We start from the raw sequence: 23,662 nt of genomic DNA, 5'->3' as shown, positions 1-23,662 counted from the left end.
CGGGGGAAGGCGGCGGCTCAGGGGTGGTTGACAGCCTCCCGGTGAACAATGTTTGGGGCAAGGCAGTGTGCACGGATCGGCGGTCGACAGGCGACGCCGCTGCCGGCATTTTCGGCCGGAGGGCTACGTCGCGCCCATTGGGACGAGACGCATCAGATCACCGTCGACAGGAACACCAGCCCCCAGGTCACGCCGATCAGCATGGTGATATTGAAAAAACGGCGATATTCGGACAGCTTCGATCCGTCTTCATTCAACCTCTCGAAAAACCTTATCTCTTTCGGGCTAAAGTCTGGAGGGATGCATTTCCGCAGCTTTTTCATAAACCTCTCCAGCCCCTGCGGGCATGGGATTCCAGTTGGCGTTATTACTTTTATTTTGACTGAAACATTAGTCATACCTTTCCCATCTTGTCAATAATTAACTCTCATAATCTCTGATCTTCTTTGGCCCTTGCCAAAACCGCAAAAGCCCTCTATGAAAATCCCATTGATTTGCATTGTCGGGTTCTGGAGAAGCACATATGATCATTGCAGGCCTTACGGGAGGGATTGCGACCGGCAAGACGACGGTGGCGGCATTTCTCAGACAGGCGGGCGCCGTCATCATCGATGCGGACCGCATCGCCCGCGATGCGGTCCGCCAGGGGCTCCCGGCATGGCGGAACATCGTCGAATCATTTGGAAGGGAGATCCTCCAGGAGGATGGAGAGATCCACCGGGAAAAACTGGGGCGGATCATTTTTCACGATGCCGGCCGGAAGGAGACATTGAACCAGATCGTGCATCCATTCGTCTTCGAAGGCATGGCGGATCAGATGAAAAAAATTCAGGAGGCCGACCCCGATGCCGTTGTCATCCAGGATATCCCCCTGCTTTTTGAGGCCGGCATGCACCACCGGCTGCCCAGAATCATTGTGGTCTACATCCCGGAGCCCCTTCAAATCGCCCGCCTCATGGAACGAAACCATTTGTCCGAAGCGGATGCCATGGCGCGAATCCGCAGTCAGATTTCCATTGAAGAGAAAAAAAAACGGGCGGATATCCTGATCGACAATTCCGGAACCCTTGACCAGACGCGGTCAAGGAGCCTTGAGGTGTATGCGCTGTTGAAACAGTCCGTTCCCGTGGACCGAGCCAAATCGGAACGTAACGCATGAAATTCATTGCAGACCTGCATGTTCACTCCAGGTATTCGCGCGCGACCGCCAGAAACCTCGATTTGGAAGGGCTTTACATCAGCGCCAGACGCAAGGGGATCACCCTTGTCGCCACGGGGGATTTCACCCATCCGGTCTGGTTTCAAGAGCTCCGGGAAAAGCTGGTCCCGGCCGAACCGGGATTGTTCGCATTGAGGGACGACATCCGTCGAGGCTGCGATGCCGAGCTCCCCGCATCCTGCCCCGGATCGGTCCGCTTCATCCTGGAGAGCGAGATCAGCAATATCTACAAAAAAAACGCAACTACCCGGAAAAACCATAACCTTATCTATGTTCCGAGCTTCGAGATTGCCGAAACCCTCAACACCCGGCTGGACGCCATCGGCAATATCCGGTCGGACGGCAGGCCGATCCTGGGCCTGGATGCCAGGAACCTCCTGGAGACCCTGCTGGAATGCTCGGAAGAGGCCTTCCTGATACCGGCCCACATCTGGACGCCCTGGTTTTCACTTCTGGGGTCCAGGTCGGGGTTCGACTCCCTGGCATCCTGTTTCGAGGATCTTTCCGACAGGATATTCGCCGTGGAAACCGGCCTGTCTTCAGACCCCCCCATGAACTGGCGGGTGTCCGAACTGGACGGCCGGACCCTCGTCTCCAATTCCGATGCCCACTCCCCGTCGAACCTGGGGAGAAATGCAAACATCCTGGATGCGGACCTCTCCTTTTCCGGGCTGCGGGACGCCCTCGCCTCGGGAGACACGGCCCGATGCCTGGGGACCATCGACATGTATCCCGAGGAAGGGAAGTACCACATGGATGGTCATCGCAAATGCAGGGTGTGGCGTCATCCGTCGGAGGGGGCCAAGACCGGATACCGCTGCCCGGAATGCGGCGCGCCCATGACATTGGGGGTTCTGCATCGCGTCGAGTCCCTGGCCGACCGGCCGGAGGGCACGGTCATTCCGGACAGGCCCCCCAGCCACCATCTCATTCCCCTGACGGAGATCCTCTCCGAAATATGCGGCGCAGGAGTGAAAAGCCAGAAGGTGGCGCGCGACTGTGAAAAGGCGATCCATCACCTCGGCCCGGAACTTCATATCCTGAAGGACTGCCCCATCGATGTCATCCATCAGGCCGGCATCCCGCTCCTGGGGGAGGCCGTCCATCGCATGCGCCGGGGCCGCGTTCATATTTCCCCTGGATTTGACGGCGAATACGGTCGCATACGGGTCTTCGAGGAAGGGGAAAAGGAGGCCCTCAAGGGCCAGCAGACCCTCTTCTTTCAGGGGAGGCCGAAGCGCCCGCCCGCGGAAAAAGCATCTCCACGGATTCCCCGGCAGCCAAGCCCCGGCAGGGCAGGGGAATCATCGATCGGAGAGGGTGCGAAGCCCGTGGAGGCGCGGCCGGCTTCGCCCGGGACATCCGGTCCTTTCAGCCTGAGCGGGCTCAATGACGCTCAGGCGTCGGCCGTCCGCCACCAGGGGGGCCCCCTCCTGATCATCGCGGGGCCGGGTACCGGAAAGACGCGGACCCTCACCCATCGCATCACCCATCTCATGGCGGTCCGCAACATTTCCCCCGGGAACATCCTGGCCGTCACCTTCACCAACAAGGCCGCCCGGGAGATGAAAACCCGGCTGAAGGCCCTCCTGCCGCCGATGCCGGAGCCCCTGCAAGAATTGCCCGCCATCGGGACCTTCCACGGCTTCTGTTCCGCCATGTTGAGGGAGGCCGGCGCAGCGCCCCGCGCCATCATCGACGAGCCCGACAGGCAGCTCCTGATCCAGGCGGCTTTCGACAGACATGCCCGGCCGCTTCCCCCCGGCAGTCTCCCGGTCCGACGGGTTTCGGAGTGGATATCCCGGGCCAAGCAATACCTTCTGGGGCCGGAAGATGCCCACGCCCATCTCGCGGAGGCGGACGCCGCCCCAAACTTCAGAGGGGTCTACCGGACCTACCAGAGGATGCTCGCGGCCGAAGGGCTGATGGACTGCGACGACCTCATCATGGAAACGGTTCGGCGCCTCGAGGCGGACCCCCGTTTCCGCCGGCATCTCGTCGACCGCTTCCGGCATGTCTTGGTTGACGAGTATCAGGACGTCAACCCCGCCCAATACCGGCTCATCCGGACCCTGTGTCCGGATGACGGCAGAGAACTTTTTGTCATCGGGGATCCGGATCAGTCCATCTACGGGTTTCGGGGCGCCGATGTCGCATACTTTCAGCGCTTCATGGACGACTACCCCGGCAGCCGGGTTATCCACCTGAGCCGGAACTACCGTTCCGTGGAAGCCATCCTGGAGGCCGCCCATCATATGATCCGCCGCCACAGCCTCAACGCGCCCGGGGTCCGCGCCTACTCGGAGATCCAAGGGATGAAAACCCTCACGGTCATGGAGGCGCCCACCGACAGAAGCGAGGCCGTCGCCGTCGGCAGGCTGATCGAATCCATGGTCGGCGGTTTCGGCTTTTCCGCCATCGACTTCGGTCCCGGCGACGGGCGGCCGAATGAAAAGGACCGCGCCTTCTCCGATTTCGCCGTGCTCTATCGAAGCCACGCCCAGGGAAGCATCTTCCTCGAAACCTTTGAAAAAGCGGGGATTCCCTGCCAGATGGCCCATCGCGACAAGATATACGGGCAGCCGGGGGTGCGGGAGCTGATGTCGCTCTACAAGCTCCTTTCCGGGAGAGGAATTCTGAACGATTTTGAACGCGTCTGCCTGCTTCCCGGCCTCGGGTGGCAAAAAGAGACCCTTCGCGCCTTCAAGGCCTGGTTCTATGATCGGGATGTTTCCATGAGCGCGTTGCTCTGGGATGAGAACCGCCCGCCGGATGACATGCCCCCGGCGGTGAAACATCGCCTTAGGGCGATGAAGGAGACGCTGGGGGAATTGCGGGGCGCCATTCTGGGAAAGCCGCCCCAAGCGGCCCTGATCCACCTGAAGGAGCACACCGTGCTGCAGGAGAGGATCGCGTCCTCCCCGGACAGAACCGAGGCGATGAAGCGCCTGCTTCACAGGGCGGCGGGCATTTCGGCCGAGAGCGGCGCGGATTTTTTCGACATGGCCGCCCTGGACGCCGATGCCGACGCCCGTGACGACGCCGCCCAGAAAGTAACCCTGGCGACCTTCCACGCATCCAAGGGCCTCGAATTTCCGGTGGTTTTTATCGTCGGGTGCGAAGACGGATTTCTTCCTTTCAAAAACCGGGAAAACCGATGCGAAAACGTGGAAGAGGAGCGGCGGATCTTCTATGTCGGCATGACCCGCGCCATGGATGCCCTGTTTCTTTCCTGCGCAGGAACCCGGTTGATCCATGGAAAATCCGAAAAAAGACGTCTCTCCCCGTTTGTTTCGGACATCTCCCGCCACTTGATCGACCGGCGGGAGACAGGCGGATCCTTCCAGCCGAAGCGAAGCATTCAATTGGATCTGTTCTCCAGAAAATGATCCCGAAAGGATGGCGGAAGGTCCGGCAGGCCGGGGCAGCAAAACCGCTGCAGGCCGCCATGAAGATGGCAAGGTTTGCTTTCATGAAATCCGGCCATATTTTATCAAATTGATATGCTTCTGAACATACACCGACAGGGGGAAGCGTGTATCTGGCGCGTTATCAAGCAGAGGGGAAAACCCGTTATGCCATCCGGGAATCCTACCCGGACGACGACATGTTTCGAAGCCGAGACCTGATCGACCTCGGCGAAGACCCCGGCGCCTTTCTCCGGTACCCGGGGGGAAATGCCTTTTATGTCCACGAGGCCATCGAGGATCAGCTCCGGTCGCTGCACGTGACATACGACATGGACGAACTGGACGAGGTCTTCTGGGCCTTCGTCCGCCCGGATATCCAGAAAGCCCAGGCCTATTTTCGGCGAAGGGGCGCATCCGGCGCGAACCATCCTACGGATGACCCTTCGGAAAACCTGAATTTTCATCTCTTCGATCGGCGCCGGGTGCATTTTCTCCGGTTCGGCCAGACCGACCAGGGGCGGATCGGGATGGCTTCCCCCAAGCTCTTCAAGGGTCTCGCCCGTAAATCAAGGGATGAAATCGAACAGCACTTCATGCTGTCGGAGCAGATTCTCAAGCCCCATGAACTGAAATCCTACGTCTTTGTCATCTTCGACATTCAGCGGCATTTTTCCGAACATTTTGCCAGATCCATGCCCCAGGGGCTGGACCAGAATGCGGTCGACACCCTTTTTGTCCAGGACATCTGCCGTCTGAACCGGGACGATCGTTTCTGGGCGGATCTCCGCCTGAAAAATCACCTTCACGAATATCTCGTGAGGTATCTCGTCACATTTTTCGACAATGACTACGGCCGCAGCGGCTATCTCGAAGACCTTCTCCAGAGCTGGATGAACAGCCGCCGGGGGTTCCGTTTCCCCGAAAGGAAGCCAGCGGTCTCCTTCAAAGAGGCCGGTTCCATCTTCGGAATTTCCGAGGACGAAATGAGACGGTTATCCAAAAAAGAGCTGTCCCGTCTGTTTCGCAGGAAAGCCCAGGAGATGCACCCGGACAAGGGCGGGGATCATGATGCCTTCATCCACCTGGCGGATGCGTATCGGGAGATCAAGAACAAAAAAAAATAGGTGGCGCCCTGTCTGTCGCAAGGGGCTCACTTTGGGAAATTGGCATTGAGAGTCCATCGTTTCACGTCAATCTTGATCCTTGCGGGGATCATCGCCTTTCCGTCTTTCATCCGCGCCGTCGAAGTCGAGGTGGATGGAGATCGCCTCTCCGTGCATGCCCAGGGCGTCCCCCTCCGGGAAATCCTGGACGGGCTTGCCGCCGCCGGCATCAAAGTAACCTCCGCGCCCGAGATCAACCCCAGGATATCGGCGGAATTTAAAAACAAACCGGTTCACGAAGGGTTTGGGGCCATCCTCAATCCCTACGGGTACGTCCTTTTCTGGGAACGGAACCGGAATGGCGGAAAGCTGCGCCTGTCGGAAATCCAGGTGTTCGCTCCAGGATCCCGGACCGGGGGCGATGCCGACGGGGCGGAGACCGGATTTGCCGTGGCGAGGAATCCCGGAGACGGAACGCTTTACGTCAAAAATGAAATCCTGCTTCAGGCCCGGCCGGGCGCGGACGGCCATCTCATCGAGCGGCTCATCGCCGGCGCCGGGGGCACCATCCTTGAAAAGAACGATGTCCTGGGCATCTATCGGGCCCGCCTGCCCGACGGCATCGATATCCCTGATTTCCTGGATCAGCTCAAGGAGAAGGAAGGGCGGCTGATCGCGGAGCCGAATCATGCCCTTCCCATCCTTGCCCCGCAGTGGTCTGGGGCCGGCGCCGCGATTCCGCGGGAGACCAAAGCCGCTGCAGCCCTCCCGGACGGCGGGGGCGCTCCGATCGCGGTCCTGGATTCGGGCGTGCTCGCCGGATACGGGCTGGAGGAGAGCGTGATCGCCGCCCTGGATGCGGTTCGGCCCGAGATGCCCGTCACGGACGGCCTGGGCCACGGGACCCAGATGGCGCTGATCGCCGCCGGCATGGTCCGACCCATGGGTGCGGTGGGGGATCACGGGGCGACGCCGCCGATCATCCCGATCCGAACCTTTGACGACAACGGCATGACATCCAACTTCGCCGTCATGCGGGGGATTGATTTCGCGGTTCAGAATGGGGCGAGGGTTCTGAGCATGAGCTGGGGCTCTGAAACGCCGAGCCGATTTCTGGAAGAGGCCCTGAATTACGCCGACAGCCGGGGGCTTATCGTCGTGGCTTCGGCGGGGAACGAACCCACTGGAAAGCCTGTCTATCCCGCAGCCTACCCCTCGGTGCTGGGGGTGGGCGCCCTGGCTCCGGATGGGACCCGCTGGCGGCAGTCCAATTACGGCAGCTTTGTTTCGGTTGCGGCCCCCGGCTATGCCAACCTGCCCGTGGGATACAGGGGCGAGGCCGGCCTCTACGCGGGGACGTCCGTGGCCGCCGCATACGTCTCCAACGTCATATCCGGTCTGTTATCGGAGAACCCCGATTGGAAAAAGGCGGATGTAATGAACTATCTTAAAAAGAATCAATGAAATCGGAAAGGCTTGATGGCGGGCCTGCAAGCGATGGGCCTCCTGACGGATCATCGGCCGCCCGGGTCTTTCACGCGCTCCGGGTGGACGATCTGGTTGCGGCGAGGACCGTCTGGATCCTGTCAAGCCATTTGCATTCCGTCATGCATTCAGGAAATTCTTCCCTGTCCTTGCAATTCTTGCAGGGGCTTTTCATTAATGTGCCGACTTCAAAATCGAATCTGAATTTGTAGATGGTCATAAGGTTTCGTCGATCCGGGCACGGTGTCTCAACGGGTATGACCGTGCCGATGAGCTGTGAAAGCTGTTTTCAAGTTAATGTCCGAGTATTGATGCGTCCGCAAAAAGTCGATTTCCAGACGGTTTGGCAAACAGGCCGAGATCAAGACTTGCGAATCCCGAGGAATGCAGTATACTTACAGTACGCCGCAGGAGCGATGGATGAAGCGTAACGCAGATATCGGCCTTTTTGCGAAACCGTCAATATTTACCATGTAAAAGTCATTCTGGCAAGGCAAAGAGAATGACCGCACCGCCGGGAGCGCCTTGCGAAGACCCTTTCAGACATTCCCACATGCGTCCGCCCTGTAAATATTTTTTCAGCCGATTGATCTTTCAAAACCTTTTTGGTATACGTTCAAATTTCCAATAAACGATCCTTCATAGATCTTCATCCCGAGGAAGAATGGTCGCCGGCCCTTCTCGCGACATCCCCCGGGCACAGGCCAGGCGGAAAGCCCATCGGATGCTGGACGGGATGGACGGATCACATCATTGATCACTTCAAGGAGACATCTTTCATGAACGCCGTCAAATCCCTTTCCCGCCGGACACTCTTCTGGGTCCTGTTTTTCAGCCTGATACTCTGGCTGGTGATCGATGCGGCCATCTACGTCGCGATCCATATCGTTTCCCTGAAATTATCGGTGCTGGGGGGGGATGCGGGGATTGCGGATTACCGGGAACTGGTGCTGCAGTTCAGGGCCTGGCTCGACATGATTGCCGATTTCTACATCCCTGTTTCCGTCTTCCTCGCCCTGGGGTTTGCCGTCCTGCTGTGGCTGTGCCTGAGGCTTTCCTTCTCCGGCGCGCTCCGAAAGGCCGGCGGCGCATCAGCCGAACGGCCGCCGTCGGATGTCTCCGCCCGCAAGGCCGCTCCGGAGGTTTTCGACCCGGCAACCCTGAGGATGAATCAGGAGCGCCTCTATCTCCATCTGTTCTCGCTGCTGCAGCGGGAAGGGCGGCTCATGGATTTCCTTGCCGAGGAGATCGAAGGCTACACCGACGGGGACATCGGCGCCGCCGCCCGCAACATCCATGAAAACTGCCGGAAAATCGTCGACAAGTATATCGTTCCGCAATCCATCCTGTCTGATGAAGAGGACAGCGAGATTACGATTGCACCCGGCTTCGATCCCAACGCCGTCAAACTGACCGGTAATGTCACGGGAAATCCTCCGTTCAAAGGGATTTTGCGACACAAAGGCTGGAAAGCCGAGAAAATCGGGATGCCGACCCTGTCCGGCGACCGGGACCCGCGCATCATCGCCCCGGCCGAGGTCGAAATCTTATAACCCACCGAAGGGCGAAAGCCCGTTCGCTCGGGAACCCGATTCCCCCGCCCGAGACGATTCCATGGTCACATGAGGAGGCTATCATTGTCAGATCCTGTCTATATTGTCGGCATTGATTTGGGCACAACCAACAGCGTCGTCGCCTATACCGAGACGAACCTCAAGAAGGGTCAAAAACCGGATATCCGCGTCCTGGAGATTCCCCAGCTAACCGACGCCGGGGTTGTGGAAAAACAGAGCATCCTCCCGTCGTTCATCCTCCTGCCCGGCCCCCACGACGTTCCGCGGGACGCCCTCCGGCTCCCCTGGTCGGAGGACAATACCCTGGCCGTCGGACAGTTCGCCAAAAACAGGGGGGCGGAGCTGCCCCAGAAGCTGATCGCCTCCTCCAAATCCTGGCTGTGTCATACCTGGGTGGACCGAAACAAGCCGATCCTCCCCTGGGAAGGCCCCGATGATCTCGACAAACTCTCTCCGGTGGCCGCGGCGGCGGAGATTCTCAAACATATTCGGGATGCATGGGATTACGCCATGGCGGCCGGGGACGACAGCCTCCGCATCGAGCAGCAGGAGGTTCTCCTGACCGTGCCGGCGTCATTTGACGCGGTGGCCAGGGATCTCACCGTGAAGGCGGCTGAAATGGCGGGGCTGACCCGGATCACCCTGCTGGAGGAGCCCCAGGCGGCCTTTTACGCATGGATCGAATCATCTGAGGAAAAATGGCGGGAGAATGTCCACAAAGGCGACCTCGTCCTGGTTTTCGACGTGGGCGGCGGCACCTCCGACTTCAGCCTGATTCAGGTGGACGAGGCCGGCGGCGAGCTGTCGCTCGAACGGATCGCCGTGGGGGATCATCTTCTGGTGGGGGGCGACAACATGGATCTGACCCTGGCCTATGCCGCCTCCCAGAAATTGCCCGGCAAGAAGAAAGCGCCGGATGCCTGGCAGATGCGCAGCCTCTGGCACGCCTGCCGGAAGGCGAAGGAGACCCTCCTCTCGGATGCCGATATCGAGGAGTATACCCTAACGGTTCTGGGGCGGGGGAGCAAGCTGATCGGCGGCACCCAGAAGGTCTCCCTGGACCGTGAGACCGTCCAGAAGATTCTCCTTGACGGCTTTTTCCCCCAGTGCGGCCTGGACGCGGTTCCGGAGGCAAAGCAAAGATTCGGGATTCAGGAGGTCGGGCTGGCATACGAGGCCGACCCGGGAATCACCCGGCATCTGGCCCATTTTCTCCACCGCCAGCAAAAGGATGGCGGCGGGCGCCATCGCCTGCCGACGGCGGTGTTGTTCAACGGCGGCGTCATGAAGGCGGAGGCCCTTCGCCGGCACCTGGTGGGGATCATGTCCTCCTGGGCGCCGTCCGATGCCGCCATCCGCGAAATTCCGACGCGGGATTTCGACCTCAGCGTGGCCCGGGGAGCAGCCTATTACGGCCTTGCCCGCAGGGGGGAAGGCGTTCGCATCCGGGGCGGGCTCAACAAGACCTATTACATCGGCGTCGCGGCATCCCTGCCGGCGGTGCCGGGTATGCCCGTTCCCATCAAGGCCCTCTGCGTCGCACCGTTCGGCATGGAGGAGGGGACTGAGGCGGCCCTGGCAAATCAGGAGTTCGTCCTCGTGGTCGGCGAGCCCGTAAAATTCGATTTTCTGGGATCCTCCGTCAGAATCGAAGACACGATCGGTCAGGTGGTTGAAGAGTGGGAAGATGACATCGAGGAGATCACGACGATGGAAACCACCCTGAGCGGCGACACCGGCACGGCGATCCCCGTGATTCTGGAGATTCGGGTGACCGAGATCGGCACCCTCGAAATCTGGTGCGTCTCGAAGGTCGAGCCGGACCGGCGCTGGAAGCTCGAATTCAATGTGCGGGAGCAGGCCTCGGCTGAATCATTTTAGGATGTTCCGGCTTTTGATGGCGGATGTTCGATCCGCCTGACGGCGCAGTCGAGGGCCATGGTTTTTTCGCAGCCCCCCGCGGCATCCGGGGTGTGCGCCGAAGGGGCTCCCGCGGTCGGCGCCGCCGGCTCTCCGGTGATCACGCCCCATTCGGGCTTGTGCATGCCATAGAGGACCGTGTTGAACATCACCCCGAGGAGGTCATCCGCCTGGACGATGGGTTTGGGCACTCCAAGGCGATCCAGGAACGTCTCCATCCTTTCCCGGTCCCGCTTCAGCTTCACCAGCCCGTTCAACACGCCAAGGACCTTCTTCCGGGCGGCCTCGGGAAGCCCCTTCTCGTTCGCCCCTTTTTCCCACCGGTTCCGCCACTGGACCAGTTTCTCACCGGAAGCATTTGAGATGCCGTCGATATCTTTCTGGGTCAGGGATACCGACGGGTTTTTGAGCAGCACCTTCATCCATTCCCATATCGCGGTTTTGGATATTCCAATCTCCTCCGACAGCATCTCTTTGGCAGACTTGGGAATCTGGACCCTGACATCCGCAAGCACCTTCTGATGAAGACCGGTTTTCCTGCCGAACTCTCCGGCCGCGGCAGTCCAGAACACGAGGGTATATCTCCGGTAGATGTCATTCCTGGAAACATTCTTTTCCTGGGCGGCCTTCATATCCCGGATCATCATCGGCATGAGCCTGCCGGTTTCCAGGCCCAGCTGCTGCCCCGTCACGACATTGTAGATCATGGTGCTCACCGCGTGCCAGTCCTGAAGATGTAGGATCCGGGCAAGACTGGGATACATCGCCGAAAGAAAATCGTTCGGGAACAAATGGGATACGGTGGCGTAGGAAGGGGTGCCCGCCAGCATGGGTTGAGGAATATCATCCCCGCTCCCTTGATAAAAGACAACGGAGGTCTCAAAATCGATCAGCCCGATGGAATACTTTTCGGGCGTTTCAAGCAGAAAGGGCTCTCCGGACAAATCCCCCGCGATGAAGACGTTGTCCGGCTTGAGATCCCTCACGGCGGTCTTCTTGCGCTTCAGGACCGCAAGATTCCCCAGGAGGTTTGTAATGATGCCTCCCATGCGGGCCCGGTTTTGGACGAACAGCTTCCGGCTGGTGTGCCTTCGCATCGCTTTTCGGTAGGCGTCGATCACGTCGGGATCGGTCTCCATGATGTGTTTGATCAACCCGTTGAGGTCATCGACGAATCCGGGGGGGACCTGCTCGCCACCCTGATTCACGGGCTTTCCGGCAAGGTGGGAGAGGAACCAGTCCTTCCTGCTGAAACTTGAAACGGGAGAGATGGCATGATCCCGCTCCAGGCGACGGAGCGCCTCTTCATAGGCCCCGTAGAGGCCGTCCAGGGCAAAAAAGACGCCGCCGTCGTTCCCGTAGATCTCCTCGAACAACATGGGATTGCCTAAAATCTCGGTCTGGGTTGATATCTCCCGCCGCACCGCCTGGCGGATATCGTGCATCCGGGTGATAATCTGCTTCAGAAAGCTGTACCGGGACAAATTCATGAAAAAAGCAAAGGCGTCTCCTATCTTTAAATATTTCTCAAAAATCGGGAGAATCCGTATTTTCTGATAGCAGCGCTCCTCGAACCGCATGAAGTCGGTGTCGAGTTCATTGGAGAATGGCGGAATCTTGCGCAGGATGGCGGAGAGGCTGGGCGTCACGCACCGGATATCGGGTTCGAGGTGCTGGGCGATCCTGCGCTCCGCCTGGATCGATTCGACATATTTGGCAAAATCGGTAATGGGCGAGGGCGGCATCTTGATGACGATCATGTCGTCATAAATCACCTTGAAGCATTTGCTTTTGCTGCCGCTCTCCTCGCCCAGGGGGCTGATCGTCATCCGCCGGGATATCCATTGATCCTCTCCCTTGACGCGCAGCTCGAAAATCTGATCGGCCGCCGCATCCTCCTCGGATATCATGCGGTATTGCCCCGCCCGTCCGGGCAGATTCATCTGAAGCTTGAAAATGTTCAGGAAGAACTCGACAATCCCTCTTTTCTCTGAACTCATCATCCGGCGATCCTCCCAAAGAATGTGCGTTTTCCGGCAGGAATCATCTGAGCATGGTGATATTGGGTCTTGCGGCGATCTCGGGCGCCGTCTCAAAAAAGGCCGTGACGGCGTTTCTGAGCGCTTCGATCGTCTTCGCCCGGTGGACCAGCGAAAAAAAGGTGTGTCCGAACTTGAAATTCGCGGCAAAATAGCCGGAGAACTTGCAGTACCTGCGCATCGCCGTCGGGGCGTCAAAATGCTTGAGCAGCAGATCGATGAGCCCAAGGGCGCAGCGCCGGTAGATGCAGGCGTCCGGCGCGAAGCCGTCCGTCCATTGAGCGAAGGTCCATGGACGCGCTACCGCAAGCCTTCCAACGGCAACGCCGTCGCATTCGGTTTCGGAGACCATTCTTTCACAATCCCGTAGGTCGAAGACATTTCCGTTTCCAAAAACAGGGATGGAGACCGCGGATTTCACCTTTCCGATATAGGCCCACTTGGGCTGACGGCTCCTTCGGTCGGGTGCGACGCGGGGATGAAAGGTCAGGGCATCCGCCCCTTCGTCCGCAAACCGCCGGGCCATATCCACAGCGCCCGCCACATCATCGTGCCATCCGGTCCGATATTTGACAAACAGGGGAAGGGGAACGGCCTTTCGCACCGCCGAGACGATCTTCCCGGCCCGGACGGGATCCTTGAGGAGCGCGGCCCCGCAATTGTGCTTGCACACGACGGCGACGGAACATCCGAAATTGATGTCGACCCCCATGAACCCATCGGCCGCGACCCTTTCTGCGGCCCGGGCCATGATCTCCGGGTCGTCTCCGTAGAGCTGGCATACGAGATGCGGCAGCTCTTCTTTTCGCCACATGAATCCCGAACGGGCCGGGCCGCCGCCCGATGCCACCCCGCGGGATCCCGCCATTTCCGAAAAGAGGAGGCCGAAGCCGCCGAAGCCTGAGATCAGTTCCCGGAACGCTACATTTCCCAGTTTGGACAGCGGTGCGAGGAAAAGCCGCTTGGGAATGACAGCTCGGCCGACCCGGAGGGGGCGATTGAAAAAAACGCCCGGATCCCAGCCCGGATCCTGCGGCGATCCCGCCTCAGATGCGGCGTCCTGGTGTCGTGGTGTCATAACAGCTTATTCCCATGTGTCTGCGCGGTTGACGAACAGCGTCATCATCGTTCAAACGGTCGACCCGATCAAGGGGATCATGGACCCGCGGGATGTCATGCCGGAACGGACGCCTTGTATATCTTCCCCCGGCCGCGGAGGGTGTATCGATCGACTCCCCCGGGGATCAGCACCGAGCCTCCCCGGGGCAGGAAGGTCCGCCGCCGGGAGTCGTCAACAGCAATATCGATGTCGCCGTCCACGCACAACAGGATTTCGACCCCGTCACTCCCCATGGGGATGCCGTCGGGGCCCTCCGGCACATAGATGACCGAGAGCTGGAATTCCACCGCGCCGGTCGGATAAACAGCCTCCTGCGCGCTTACCGTTCGTGGGGCGATAAGCTCCAGCGGGCGAGGCTCGGTGTTCAGGATGCCGAGCAGTTCCTCGACGTCGATATGCTTTGAGGTGAGGCCGCCTCTCAGCACGTTATCCGAATTGGCCATCAGCTCGATCCCCACCCCGTCAAGATAGGCGTGAAGCTCCCCCGCCGGCAAAAACAGTGCCTGGCCCGGGTCGAGGCAAAAGAGATTCAGGAATGCCGGGGACAAAACACTGATGTCGTCCCGGCAGGTCTCGTGGAGTGCTGAAATCCACCTGAAAACCGGGTGCTCCGCTGCGCGGGCGGCGGCATTGGCCAGGCCTTCTTTCAGAATGGCTTGCCCTGCGTCTGCCGGACAGGCCATGAGGCTTCTGTAGAACCGCCTGAAAGCGCTGAAAGGCGGGTCTTTCCGAAGGCCTTCGATTTCCATCGCCAAGGTTGCGGGGCACAGGCGTTCCAGAAAGAACGAGGCTTCGGAAACGTCCCTGAATCCGCAGAGCCCCCAGAACGGCGTGAGCGCGCAAATGCATTCGGGTTTGTGGTTGGGGTCCCGATAATTCCGGTTGGGTGCGTCCAGAGGGATTTTCTTCAGGTTCTCGGCCCGGAACCCATCTTCGGCCTGAGACCGGTTGGGATGGGCCTGAATCGACAGGGGGGCGGCAGCGGCCAGAATTTTAAACAGAAAAGGAAGCGCGCCTCCGAAAGCCCCGGCGACCCTTTTACCGAGAATGCCATCGGGATACCGCTCGATGGCCAGGTTCAGCGGGATCCATTCACCGCTTATCTCGATCTTCGACGGGGCTTTGGGATGGGCACCCATCCACAATTCCGCCTGGGGCATGCCGGAGGGCGGCACCCCCAGCATTTCCGGGATCGCCGTGGGGGAGCCCCACGGATATCTCTGAATTTCATTTTCCAGGACGAAGATCTTCTTGAACATCACACTTTCACCCTGCTGCCGGTCCATGGGTTCATCGGGTCGTCCGACCGCTTCCATCGGGGACAGTATCACAAGGCGCCGTCCGATGACAAACGACGATTATTAATGATTGAAAAAGGGTTGGGATTATGATATCAAAACGCCCGAATTCAGTAAGCTATCTGTAAGTTATAATTTCGGTCCAAACCGTTAATCAACCAAATCTAAGGAGATCGCCATGCAGAAGAGATTACTGGGTATTGCTGTATGTCTGATGGCCGTAATGCTCATCTCTCCGGTCGCCTGGGGCAAAACCGTGAAAATCGGTTTCAACATCCCCCTGACCGGAGATATTCCCAAGGTCGGTGAGGAATCCAAATTTGCCGGTGAAATGCTCAAGGAAGACATCAACGGCGCAGGAGGGATTGACATCGGCGGCGAAAAATACATGCTCGAGTTCATTTACGAAGACAATGAATCCAAAGCCGAATCCGCCGTCTCTGCTGCCCTGAAGCTGATCGAAAGAGATCAGGTCCTGGCCATCGTGGGCCCCAATTCCAGCAAGCAGGCCGTTCCCGCGGGCCAGGTATGCGATGACAACCGCACCCCGATGATCTCCCCCTGGTCCACCAATCCGGACACCACCAAGGACCGCCCCTGGGTGTTCCGGGCGGCGTTCCTGGATCCGTTTCAGGGGCCGGTGGCGGCCGATTTTGCCATAAAACAGTTCAAGGCGAAAACGGCGGCCGTCCTGTTCGCCCTGGCCAACGACTACAGCAAGGGACTCGCGGAGATCTTCAAGGCCGACTTCGAGAAGAAGAGCGGGGCCGGCTCCGTCGTCGCCTATGAAAGCTACGGCGACAAGGACCAGGATTTCAGCGCCCAGTTGACCAAGATCATCGCGGCCAAACCCGATTTCATCTTTCTTCCCAACAACTATAACGAGGTCGCCCTCATCGTCAAGCAGGCCCATGACCTGGGATGGACCGGGCCGTTCATGGGCGCCGACGCATGGGGCAATTCCGAGTTGATGACGCTCTGCGGCGACGACTGCAAGGGGCACTATTTTTCGACCCATTACGCAGCCGCGGGCGCGACCGGCGCCACCAAGGAGTTTATCGACCGATACCAGAAAAAATACGGATATCAGCCGGCGGATGTCGCCGCGCTGACCTGGGACGCCACCCGCATCGTCTTGAAGAGCATCCAGGACATGGGCAAAATCACCGGAAAGATCACGGATGATCGAAAAAATCTTCGGGAGGCCATGGCAAATATTGCCGAGTTCGACGGCATCACCGGCAAGATGAAATTTGACGCCCAGGGAGACCCCATCAAATGCGCCGTCGTAGTCAAGATCAGCGACGCCGGGGAATTTGTATTCACCGAATCCGTCTGCCCGTAATCGGACGGTTCGGCCAGGATCCATGCAAAACCATCTTTGTGAAACCATCTTATTGACAAGTTTGGGGCTTCGGGTGTCCTGAAAATGGATACCGAAAAGGAGAGTTGAAGACGGATTTCCGAATCTGACGTTCCTGTTGAGGCGGCGCTGGTGTTCTTTTTCCTGCAGATCGCGGTCCTTGTGCGGATCTCGGCCGATGTGGAATCTCTGATGCGGCGGGTGGTCATTTGATCCGATATTCGAGCGATATTCCTTTTGATCCCGTATCTCAAGCGCAGGTTGTGCGAGATCGACGGCGGCATCTGTTTCGGTTGCTGAATTTACAAAGGAGATCCGCTCCACCTCTCCCTTGCCCCAAAATTTTTTTTTCGCTGAACGACCATCTTTTCATGCGGCATTTCAGTCGGCATGTTGCACTCACCCCTGAGGCTGTGCCCGATCGCAAGGACCCTGCGTGTTCGATAGCATCATTCAAAACCTCTTCAACGCGCTTCAGTGGGGGAGCTTCTATTCCCTGATCGCCCTGGGATATACCCTGGTCTACGGCGTACTGACGCTGATCAACTTTGCCCACGGCGACATCTTCATGGTCGGGGCCTACATCTCATTTTTCGTCGCCACATTTTTCCTGACAGCCCTGAACCTCCCGGGATGGGTGGTGCTGGCCATGAGCATCCCCCTCACCATGATCCTGACGGCGTGCGTCGGCGTGACCCTGGAGCGGATCGCCTATCGCCCGCTGCGCCGGAAAGGCGCCAACCGCCTCTATGTGGTCATTACGGCATTGATGTGCGGCCTGATCCTGGAAAACGGCAATCTGGCGCTCCTGGGGGCCAGCCGAAAAAGTTTTCCGGAAATGATCGAAAAGGTGGTGTACACCATCGGGATGGTCAGCCTGACCAACCTGAAAATCGCCGTGATTTTTTCGGCAATTCTCGTGTTTGTCCTGCTCCAGTTCATCGTCACCAAAACCCGTATCGGGATGGCCATGCGGGCCATATCCTACGACAAGTTCGCCGTCCCCCTGATGGGGATTCCCATCGATGCCGTGATCGTTTTCACGTTCATTCTGGGCTCGTCCATGGCGGGGCTCGCGGGCCTGCTCTATTCCATGTCCTACCCCATCCTCGACCCTTACATGGGCGCCCTGATCGGCTGGAAGGCCTTCATCGCGGCGGTGGTCGGAGGCATCGGGGATATCCGGGGAGCGTTTCTCGGCGGCTTTTTGCTGGGATTTGTGGAGATCCTCGTGGTTGCCTTCTTCCCCTCCACGTTCAGGGACCTCATCGCCTTTTCCATTTTGATGATCATCCTTGTCTATAAGCCCACCGGTCTTTTCGGTGTGGCGAAAACCACAAAGATATAGAGCCGGCGATGCAACGATTTTCCGTACCCCTGCTGCTGATGCTGCTTTTCGGCACCCTGGTCGCCGCTTCCCATGCCGGATGGATGGATTTATACATTCAATCCGTCATCATGTTCATCGGCATCAACATCATCCTTTCGGCCAGCCTCAACATCGTCAACGGGTACATGGGGGAGTTCGCCTGCGGCCATGCCGCGTTCATGGCCATCGGCGCCTATGTCGCCTCCATCCTGAACATACTGCTCTTCACCAAGGATAAATTCTTCGGGCCGCCCATGCTGCCCCCGGAGCTGGCGCTGTACTGCTTTCCCCTCGTGATCCTGGCGGGCGCCGTCGCAGCCGCCCTTGCCGGCATGCTGGTCGCGATCCCCTCCTTTAAGATCCGCGGGGATTACCTGGCCATCATCACCATCGCCGCCAATTTCATCGTCACCAGCACCATCATCAACATGAGCGCCATTGGCGGAGCCCGCGGGTTCATGGGGATGAAAAAGATCGTCTTCGCCATGGAGGATGTCATCGCTCTTCCCTGGATGCTGATCTGGGTCCTCCTGGGAACGACCTTCAGCGTATGGCTGATCCGGCGCTATGTGTCCTCCACCTACGGGAAGGGGATCATCGCCATCCATCAGGATGAGATCGCGGCGGAGATCATGGGCGTCAACACCAACCGCATGAAGCTCATGGCGTTCATGATTTCATCCGGCCTGGCCGGCCTGGCCGGGGGGCTCTTCGCCCATATCCTGGGATATATCAATCCAGGATCATTCGGCATCCTCAAATCAACCGAATGTCTGGTCATGGTTTACCTGGGCGGTATGGGCTCCCTGAGCGGGTCGGTTATTTCCGCCATCCTGTTCACCCTTCTGTTGGAGGGGCTTCGGTTCGTCATCCCCTGGATCAACAGCGGCCTTCACTGGCTTCACCTCCTCCCGGATACCTACGAGGTCAGCCAGGTGTGGAAATGGGTGATCATCCCCCTGATCCTGGTGCTCCTCATGCAATTCCGGCCTGAAGGCATCATGGGGAACAAGGAGCTGCCCGACATTTTTCCCCGTCTCAAAAAATGGTATTGTTTTAGATAAAGGGCAGCGGCATGTCTCTATTGGAAATCCAAGGCCTGACCCAGAATTTCGGGGGTCTTTGCGCATTATCCGACTTTTCCATCCGTTTCGAAGGCGGGGAGCTGACGGGGCTGATCGGCCCGAACGGCGCGGGCAAAACCACCGTATTCAACCTGACCAGCGGGTTCTACAGCCCTTCCGGAGGCGACATCCGCTTCAAGGACCGCAGCATCATCGGGCTCAAGCCCCATCAGATCACCGGCATGGGCGTGGCCAGGACCTTCCAGAATATCCGCCTCTGGAACGAAATGACCGTGCTGGACAACATCCGGATATCCCAGCACTACAATATGGGATATTCCCTGTGGGATGCCCTGGCAAGGACCGGCGCCTACGGAAATGGCGAACGGAAGATCCATCACACGGCCATGGAGATGCTGGACGCCCTGAACCTCGGCCAGTATGCCGGGGAGTTCCCGAAAAACCTTCCTTACGGCATCCAGAGAAAGGTGGAAATCGCCCGCGCGCTCTCCATCAAACCGTCCCTGCTGCTTCTCGACGAACCGGCCGCCGGGCTCAATTCCTCGGACATCCAGGGATTGATTCAGATGATCCGGTGGATCCACGAAACCTTTGATGTCACCATCTGGATGATTGAGCATCAAATGGCCGTCGTCATGAATCTCTGTTCATGGATCAAGGTCATAGACTTCGGCGTCACCATCGCGGAGGGGACCCCCGAGGAGATTCAGAACAATCCCGCCGTCATCAAGGCCTATCTGGGGGATGATAATATCTGATGCTGCTTGAAATCAAGGACCTGGTCGTCAAATACGGAAACATCGAGGCCCTTCACGGCATCTCGTTCCATGTCAACGAAGGAGAGATCGTCACCCTGATCGGCGCCAACGGCGCGGGCAAGACCACGACGCTTCACGCCATCACGCGGCTGCCCCCGCCAGAGGGCCCCAAAATCTCCTCCGGCGACATCCGCTACAATGGAAAGAGCATCCAGGGGGTCGAAGCCCACAACATCGTCCGGGATTACCACATCGCCCTTGCGCCCGAGGGCCGCCATATCTTCGGGAACCTGACCGTCGAGGAGAACCTGAAGCTCGCGACCTTCTCGCGAAAGGACCCGGACGGGATCCAAAAGGATTATCAGCGGGTCTACGAACTCTTTCCCCGTCTGGTGGAACGCCGCACCCAGCGGAGCGAATCCCTGAGCGGCGGGGAACAGCAGATGCTGGCCGTTGGACGCGCCCTGATGACCGGCTGCAGGGTCATCCTGCTGGATGAACCTTCCATGGGGCTTGCGCCGCTTCTGATGTACGACATGTTCCGGACCCTACGGCAGTTGAACGAGCAGGGCATGACGATCCTGCTCATCGAACAGAATGCCCGGCTCGCCCTGAAATTTGCCCATCGCGCCTATGTGCTGGATACCGGTGAAATCGTCATGGAGGGCACCGCCGATGCCCTGGCCGGGAATCCGGAAATCCGGAAGGCCTACCTTGGATAGGCGCAAATATGATGGGACAGGCCGCTTGAAACACCCGTGCCCGCTGCCTGCGGGCGACCCCGATCTCCTGCGGGAGGGTCCGCTGAAGTGGGGGAGGGGATGGCTGGCCGTTTCAAAGCCGACCGGCATCAGCCTTCATAATGACCCCGGACACGACCTCCTGTCTGCAATGGCGCAATATGTCGAAACCCATGGCGAACTGGCCGAAGCGATGGGGTATGATGCCGGATTCGGCATTCATCTGCCTCACCGCCTGGACAAGGAAACGAGCGGCATCGTCATCATGGCCTGCGCAGAGGCGGCGCACAGATGGATTTCACGGCAGTTCGAAGAAAAGCGCGTTGTCAAAGAATACAACGCGATTGTACACGGGGACCTCGCCATTCCGCAGGGGGCCTTGTGGGGGGAGTGGGCCTGGCCGCTGTCGAAGACCGCGGGCGGGCGGTCAAATCCGGCGGGAACGGGAAAAAAAGTCCACTGCCTGACCCGATACAGGAGCCTCTGCCACAGCCCGCGCTACACCCTGATCGCTTGCGAACCGGTTACCGGACGCATGCACCAGATCCGCCGCCACGCCAGGATGGCCGGCCATGCCGTGGTCGGGGACGCCCGCTACGGCACCCCGCAATCCATCCGGCACTTGAAAAGCATGGGCTTCAGCAGGCTGGCGCTCCACGCCGCGTCCATCACTCTTGTGCTGCCCGAAACAGCATCACCCGCCACCCTGGCATCTCCGGGTCTCCCCGTCGAGATGATTCGGCTCATGGAACAGGATCTGGCCGGGAAGCAAGCCGGGGACGGCGTCATCGGGTGACCTCATCGATCCAGCCCAGGTACGCCTTCAACCCGTCTTCGATGGGAACCCGGACGATTTCGGGGACCTCATAGGGGTGGTGCCGGACAACATGGGTTTCCAGCATGGGATAGAGATCCTGCCGGGTTTTAATGAGCAGAAGGACCTCTGGCGCCTGGTTGAGGGTGCCCTTCCAGACGTAAAAGCTTGTTATTTCTGATAGTTGAACACATGCGGCCAGGCGCTTTTCCAAAATCCCGGCTGCAAGCCCCTCGGCATCGGCACGGGAAGCGCACGTAACGGTTACGAGACAATACCCAGACATAACAATCCTTTTTGCTGGCAGTGAACAACAACCGCGGCGCTTTTCTTCTCAAATCGCCGGCGGCAGTAAAGCCGCAATCCATCGGAATCCTCCCGGAGGAATGCATGTCCGGAAAGAAATTTTGGGAATACAAGTTGCTTGAAGAGCTCACCCCGACCGAATGGGAGACCCTCTGCGATGGATGCGGCCGATGCTGCCTGCACAAGCTCGAAGCCACGGACACGGGCGAAGTCTCTTACACGAGTGTTGCCTGCAGGCTCCTCGATCTTTATGGATGCCGCTGCAAAGCCTATGCGGACCGGGCCCTGCTGATTTCGGATTGCCTCACGCTGACGCCGGCGCTTGTATCCGAATGCACCTGGCTCCCCCCGACCTGCGCCTATCGCCGCATTCTGGAAGGCCGCCCCTTGCCCTGGTGGCATCCCCTGATATCAGGCAGTTCCGAAACCGTCCATGATGCGGGCATCTCCCTGAGAGACAAGGCGGTTTCGGAAATATACGTCGATACCGACGACCTCGATCCCTATATCATTCCCGAAGACGTATGGCGCGGCGGCGGATCCCTGTCATCCTGAATGCCGACCGCCTTGCGCCCCTATTTCTGAACGACGATCTTCTGCCCGGGCTGAATGATCGTCTGCTCTGAAAAGCCGTTGATGGCGTTGAGCTGCGCCAGGGTCAGCCCATACTGCCGCGCGATACTGTACCGGGTGTCCCCTGGGGCGACAAGATGGTATTTCGCGGACTTGGCGGGTGCCTGTTTTGTCTCGGCAGGCTCTTTTTTCAGGGCCGGGGTCGGCTGCTTGGCCGCAATCTCTTTTTTCGGCGCCGGGACGGCGGCCGGTTTCGTTGATGCAGCCTGTTTCGTTGACGCAGCCTGTTTCGGCGCTGAAGTGGCCTCCTGCCTCCGTGAAGAAGCCTGTTTCGGTGCTGAATTGGCCGCCTGCTTCCGTGAGGACTCTCGCTTGGGCGGCGGTGCGGTAAACCCCACCACGCGCTCCTCCAGATTCCCCTGGCGCTTGTCGATATAGTCTATTTTTTTCTGAATTCCGGCTATCTGATCGGTTATGGACTGGACGTGCACCTCGTACTCCGACAATGCGTCGGCAGGGATCTCGGAGGGTTCGGCGGGGGGCGGGGCCGCCATGGTGCTCTCCAGCCGGCTTTCAAGCGCCGCGATCCGGGTTTCCATGCGGGCGACAGCCTCATCGAGCGCCGTGTTTTCATCCGGCGCCTCGCGGCCCGGAATCAGCACAATCATGCAGATGATCAGTGTCAAAATACCCGCGCCTGCTAAGATGGCAGGCATTCCAATGTCGTAGTTACTGATTTTAAACGATTTCATTTTTTCCTCGAAGCAGATGGAAGAGAGTATTCATATCGGTTCAGGTTGCTCGACAGGCGATCTTGTTGTCTTGCAACATAATCTTTTATTTTATCAGAGTTTTTAACCGTTAACAATATCATACTCAAAAAATTGTCCAATAATTGGACGCCATTGGCACCGGGGTCGGGCCCTGCATGCCGTCACGCCGTATTTACCCGGGCAGTGGATTATGGTATGGAAAATCAACGCAACCCACATGAAGCATTCCTGGAGAAGCCATATGCGAATCGGCCTGGGACACGATGTCCATCAACTGGTGCCTGACCGAAAACTGATCATCGGCGGCGTCGCCATCCCCTTCGAAAAGGGGCTGCTCGGTCACTCGGACGCGGATGTCCTGCTCCATGCCATCTGCGATGCCCTTTTGGGCGCTGCGGGCCTGGGGGATATCGGCCGTCATTTCCCGGATACGGACCCGGCCTACAAGGATATCGACAGCATGAAGCTGCTCAGGGCAACCTACGACATGGTCATCCGGCAAGGCCTGAACCTCGTCAACATCGACGCGACGATTTTTGCACAGGCGCCGAAAATGGCGCCTTACCGAAACCGGATGATCCGGAACATCTCCTCCGCCTTGGGGGTAACCGAGGATCGCATCAACATCAAGGCGACCACCACCGAGGGCCTGGGCCTGATCGGCAGCGGGGAGGGGATTGCCGCCACGAGCGCCGTGCTCCTGGAATAATCCG

Annotated in this window: 20 protein-coding genes; 14 read left to right on the top strand and 6 right to left on the bottom strand. The window is 58.9% G+C overall.

The genetic code is table 11. The annotated features are described in order from the left end of the window. Nucleotides 1-152 precede the first annotated feature (152 nt). Complete coding sequence (locus ACEW8N_RS17295; RefSeq protein ID WP_373501103.1) at nucleotides 153-398, bottom strand: hypothetical protein; 246 nt, start codon at nucleotides 396-398, stop codon at nucleotides 153-155. Between the two features lie 125 nt (nucleotides 399-523). On the opposite strand from ACEW8N_RS17295, the gene coaE reads away from it, so the two are divergent. From coaE to ACEW8N_RS17265, 6 genes are all read left to right on the top strand, one after another. Further along, nucleotides 524-1,159: a dephospho-CoA kinase gene (gene coaE, locus ACEW8N_RS17290; protein ID WP_373501102.1), complete on the top strand. Its 636-nt coding sequence runs from the start codon at nucleotides 524-526 to the stop codon at nucleotides 1,157-1,159. Next, entirely contained in the window at nucleotides 1,156-4,608 is a 3,453-nt protein-coding gene (locus ACEW8N_RS17285) for a UvrD-helicase domain-containing protein (RefSeq protein ID WP_373501101.1), read from the top strand. The genes coaE and ACEW8N_RS17285 overlap by 4 nt, the downstream gene beginning before the upstream one ends. A 146-nt stretch (nucleotides 4,609-4,754) precedes the next feature. Beyond that, the gene (locus ACEW8N_RS17280) at nucleotides 4,755-5,753 is read left to right on the top strand and encodes a J domain-containing protein (protein ID WP_373501100.1); all 999 of its coding nucleotides are present in this window, start codon (nucleotides 4,755-4,757) and stop codon (nucleotides 5,751-5,753) included. Nucleotides 5,754-5,798: 45 nt separating this feature from the next. Further along, the gene (locus tag ACEW8N_RS17275) at nucleotides 5,799-7,196 is read left to right on the top strand and encodes a S8 family serine peptidase (RefSeq protein WP_373501099.1); all 1,398 of its coding nucleotides are present in this window, start codon (nucleotides 5,799-5,801) and stop codon (nucleotides 7,194-7,196) included. An 800-nt stretch (nucleotides 7,197-7,996) separates the two neighbouring features. Next, nucleotides 7,997-8,770 (top strand): DUF2760 domain-containing protein, encoded by a 774-nt coding sequence (locus tag ACEW8N_RS17270; RefSeq protein ID WP_373501098.1) that lies wholly within the window; start codon nucleotides 7,997-7,999, stop codon nucleotides 8,768-8,770. A gap of 84 nt (nucleotides 8,771-8,854) precedes the next feature. Further along, nucleotides 8,855-10,672 (top strand): Hsp70 family protein, encoded by a 1,818-nt coding sequence (locus ACEW8N_RS17265; RefSeq protein ID WP_373501097.1) that lies wholly within the window; start codon nucleotides 8,855-8,857, stop codon nucleotides 10,670-10,672. On the opposite strand, the gene ACEW8N_RS17260 is transcribed toward ACEW8N_RS17265, so the two are convergent. The 3 genes from ACEW8N_RS17260 to manA form a co-directional block, all read right to left on the bottom strand. Beyond that, a complete protein-coding gene (locus tag ACEW8N_RS17260) occupies nucleotides 10,669-12,714 on the bottom strand; it encodes a hypothetical protein (protein ID WP_373501096.1) in 2,046 nt (681 codons plus the stop codon). The two genes, ACEW8N_RS17265 and ACEW8N_RS17260, sit on opposite strands and share 4 nt — an antisense overlap. Before the next feature lie 40 nt (nucleotides 12,715-12,754). Then, nucleotides 12,755-13,828, bottom strand: coding sequence for a tRNA dihydrouridine synthase (locus tag ACEW8N_RS17255; RefSeq protein WP_373501095.1), 1,074 nt, complete (start codon nucleotides 13,826-13,828; stop codon nucleotides 12,755-12,757). Between the two features lie 95 nt (nucleotides 13,829-13,923). Further along, entirely contained in the window at nucleotides 13,924-15,201 is a 1,278-nt protein-coding gene (gene manA, locus ACEW8N_RS17250; protein WP_373501094.1) for a mannose-6-phosphate isomerase, class I, read from the bottom strand. A gap of 145 nt (nucleotides 15,202-15,346) precedes the next feature. On the opposite strand from manA, the gene ACEW8N_RS17245 reads away from it, so the two are divergent. From ACEW8N_RS17245 to ACEW8N_RS17220, 6 genes are all read left to right on the top strand, one after another. Next, nucleotides 15,347-16,513: an ABC transporter substrate-binding protein gene (locus ACEW8N_RS17245; RefSeq protein ID WP_373501093.1), complete on the top strand. Its 1,167-nt coding sequence runs from the start codon at nucleotides 15,347-15,349 to the stop codon at nucleotides 16,511-16,513. 454 nt (nucleotides 16,514-16,967) lie between these two features. Next, a complete protein-coding gene (locus ACEW8N_RS17240; protein WP_373501092.1) occupies nucleotides 16,968-17,879 on the top strand; it encodes a branched-chain amino acid ABC transporter permease in 912 nt (303 codons plus the stop codon). 8 nt (nucleotides 17,880-17,887) lie between these two features. Further along, nucleotides 17,888-18,964, top strand: a complete 1,077-nt coding sequence (locus ACEW8N_RS17235; RefSeq protein WP_373501091.1) for a branched-chain amino acid ABC transporter permease — start codon at nucleotides 17,888-17,890, stop codon at nucleotides 18,962-18,964. Between the two features lie 11 nt (nucleotides 18,965-18,975). Then, nucleotides 18,976-19,743 (top strand): ABC transporter ATP-binding protein, encoded by a 768-nt coding sequence (locus ACEW8N_RS17230; protein WP_373501090.1) that lies wholly within the window; start codon nucleotides 18,976-18,978, stop codon nucleotides 19,741-19,743. After that, nucleotides 19,743-20,465: an ABC transporter ATP-binding protein gene (locus ACEW8N_RS17225; RefSeq protein ID WP_373501089.1), complete on the top strand. Its 723-nt coding sequence runs from the start codon at nucleotides 19,743-19,745 to the stop codon at nucleotides 20,463-20,465. The genes ACEW8N_RS17230 and ACEW8N_RS17225 overlap by 1 nt, the downstream gene beginning before the upstream one ends. Nucleotides 20,466-20,490: 25 nt before the next feature. Next, nucleotides 20,491-21,279: an RluA family pseudouridine synthase gene (locus ACEW8N_RS17220; RefSeq protein ID WP_373501088.1), complete on the top strand. Its 789-nt coding sequence runs from the start codon at nucleotides 20,491-20,493 to the stop codon at nucleotides 21,277-21,279. Here the strand turns inward: ACEW8N_RS17220 and cutA are convergent. Beyond that, a complete protein-coding gene (cutA, locus tag ACEW8N_RS17215; protein ID WP_373501087.1) occupies nucleotides 21,269-21,583 on the bottom strand; it encodes a divalent-cation tolerance protein CutA in 315 nt (104 codons plus the stop codon). The two genes, ACEW8N_RS17220 and cutA, sit on opposite strands and share 11 nt — an antisense overlap. Nucleotides 21,584-21,687: 104 nt before the next feature. Here cutA and ACEW8N_RS17210 point away from each other — a divergent pair, with 104 nt between their 5' ends. Further along, on the top strand, nucleotides 21,688-22,158 hold the full coding sequence (locus ACEW8N_RS17210; protein WP_373501086.1) for a YcgN family cysteine cluster protein: 471 nt from the start codon (nucleotides 21,688-21,690) through the stop codon (nucleotides 22,156-22,158). A 20-nt stretch (nucleotides 22,159-22,178) separates the two neighbouring features. On the opposite strand, the gene ACEW8N_RS17205 is transcribed toward ACEW8N_RS17210, so the two are convergent. Further along, nucleotides 22,179-22,928, bottom strand: a complete 750-nt coding sequence (locus tag ACEW8N_RS17205) for a LysM peptidoglycan-binding domain-containing protein (protein WP_373501085.1) — start codon at nucleotides 22,926-22,928, stop codon at nucleotides 22,179-22,181. Nucleotides 22,929-23,190: 262 nt separating this feature from the next. Between ACEW8N_RS17205 and ispF the strand changes: the two genes are divergently transcribed. After that, a complete protein-coding gene (ispF, locus tag ACEW8N_RS17200; RefSeq protein ID WP_373501084.1) occupies nucleotides 23,191-23,658 on the top strand; it encodes a 2-C-methyl-D-erythritol 2,4-cyclodiphosphate synthase in 468 nt (155 codons plus the stop codon). Nucleotides 23,659-23,662: the final 4 nt, after the last annotated feature.

Origin of the sequence: Desulfococcus sp., assembly GCF_041737845.1 — a bacterium.
Classification (GTDB): Bacteria; Desulfobacterota; Desulfobacteria; order Desulfobacterales; family Desulfococcaceae; genus Desulfococcus.
Note: the sequence above shows the minus strand (reverse complement) of the source record. Positions and strands in the feature narration are given on the sequence as shown.

Excerpts from the sequence above, each read along its gene's own strand:
- ACEW8N_RS17260 (WP_373501096.1), bottom strand. The coding sequence starts at position 12,714 with ATGATGAGTTCAGAGAAAAGAGGGATTGTCGAGTTCTTCCTGAACATT.
- ACEW8N_RS17270 (WP_373501098.1), top strand. The coding sequence starts at position 7,997 with ATGAACGCCGTCAAATCCCTTTCCCGCCGGACACTCTTCTGGGTCCTG.
- ACEW8N_RS17285 (WP_373501101.1), top strand. The coding sequence starts at position 1,156 with ATGAAATTCATTGCAGACCTGCATGTTCACTCCAGGTATTCGCGCGCG.
- cutA (WP_373501087.1), bottom strand. The coding sequence starts at position 21,583 with ATGTCTGGGTATTGTCTCGTAACCGTTACGTGCGCTTCCCGTGCCGAT.
- ACEW8N_RS17210 (WP_373501086.1), top strand. The coding sequence starts at position 21,688 with ATGTCCGGAAAGAAATTTTGGGAATACAAGTTGCTTGAAGAGCTCACC.
- ispF (WP_373501084.1), top strand. The coding sequence starts at position 23,191 with ATGCGAATCGGCCTGGGACACGATGTCCATCAACTGGTGCCTGACCGA.
- ACEW8N_RS17230 (WP_373501090.1), top strand. The coding sequence starts at position 18,976 with ATGTCTCTATTGGAAATCCAAGGCCTGACCCAGAATTTCGGGGGTCTT.
- ACEW8N_RS17245 (WP_373501093.1), top strand. The coding sequence starts at position 15,347 with ATGCAGAAGAGATTACTGGGTATTGCTGTATGTCTGATGGCCGTAATG.
- coaE (WP_373501102.1), top strand. The coding sequence starts at position 524 with ATGATCATTGCAGGCCTTACGGGAGGGATTGCGACCGGCAAGACGACG.
- ACEW8N_RS17295 (WP_373501103.1), bottom strand. The coding sequence starts at position 398 with ATGACTAATGTTTCAGTCAAAATAAAAGTAATAACGCCAACTGGAATC.
- ACEW8N_RS17255 (WP_373501095.1), bottom strand. The coding sequence starts at position 13,828 with ATGACACCACGACACCAGGACGCCGCATCTGAGGCGGGATCGCCGCAG.
- ACEW8N_RS17235 (WP_373501091.1), top strand. The coding sequence starts at position 17,888 with ATGCAACGATTTTCCGTACCCCTGCTGCTGATGCTGCTTTTCGGCACC.
- ACEW8N_RS17225 (WP_373501089.1), top strand. The coding sequence starts at position 19,743 with ATGCTGCTTGAAATCAAGGACCTGGTCGTCAAATACGGAAACATCGAG.
- ACEW8N_RS17205 (WP_373501085.1), bottom strand. The coding sequence starts at position 22,928 with ATGAAATCGTTTAAAATCAGTAACTACGACATTGGAATGCCTGCCATC.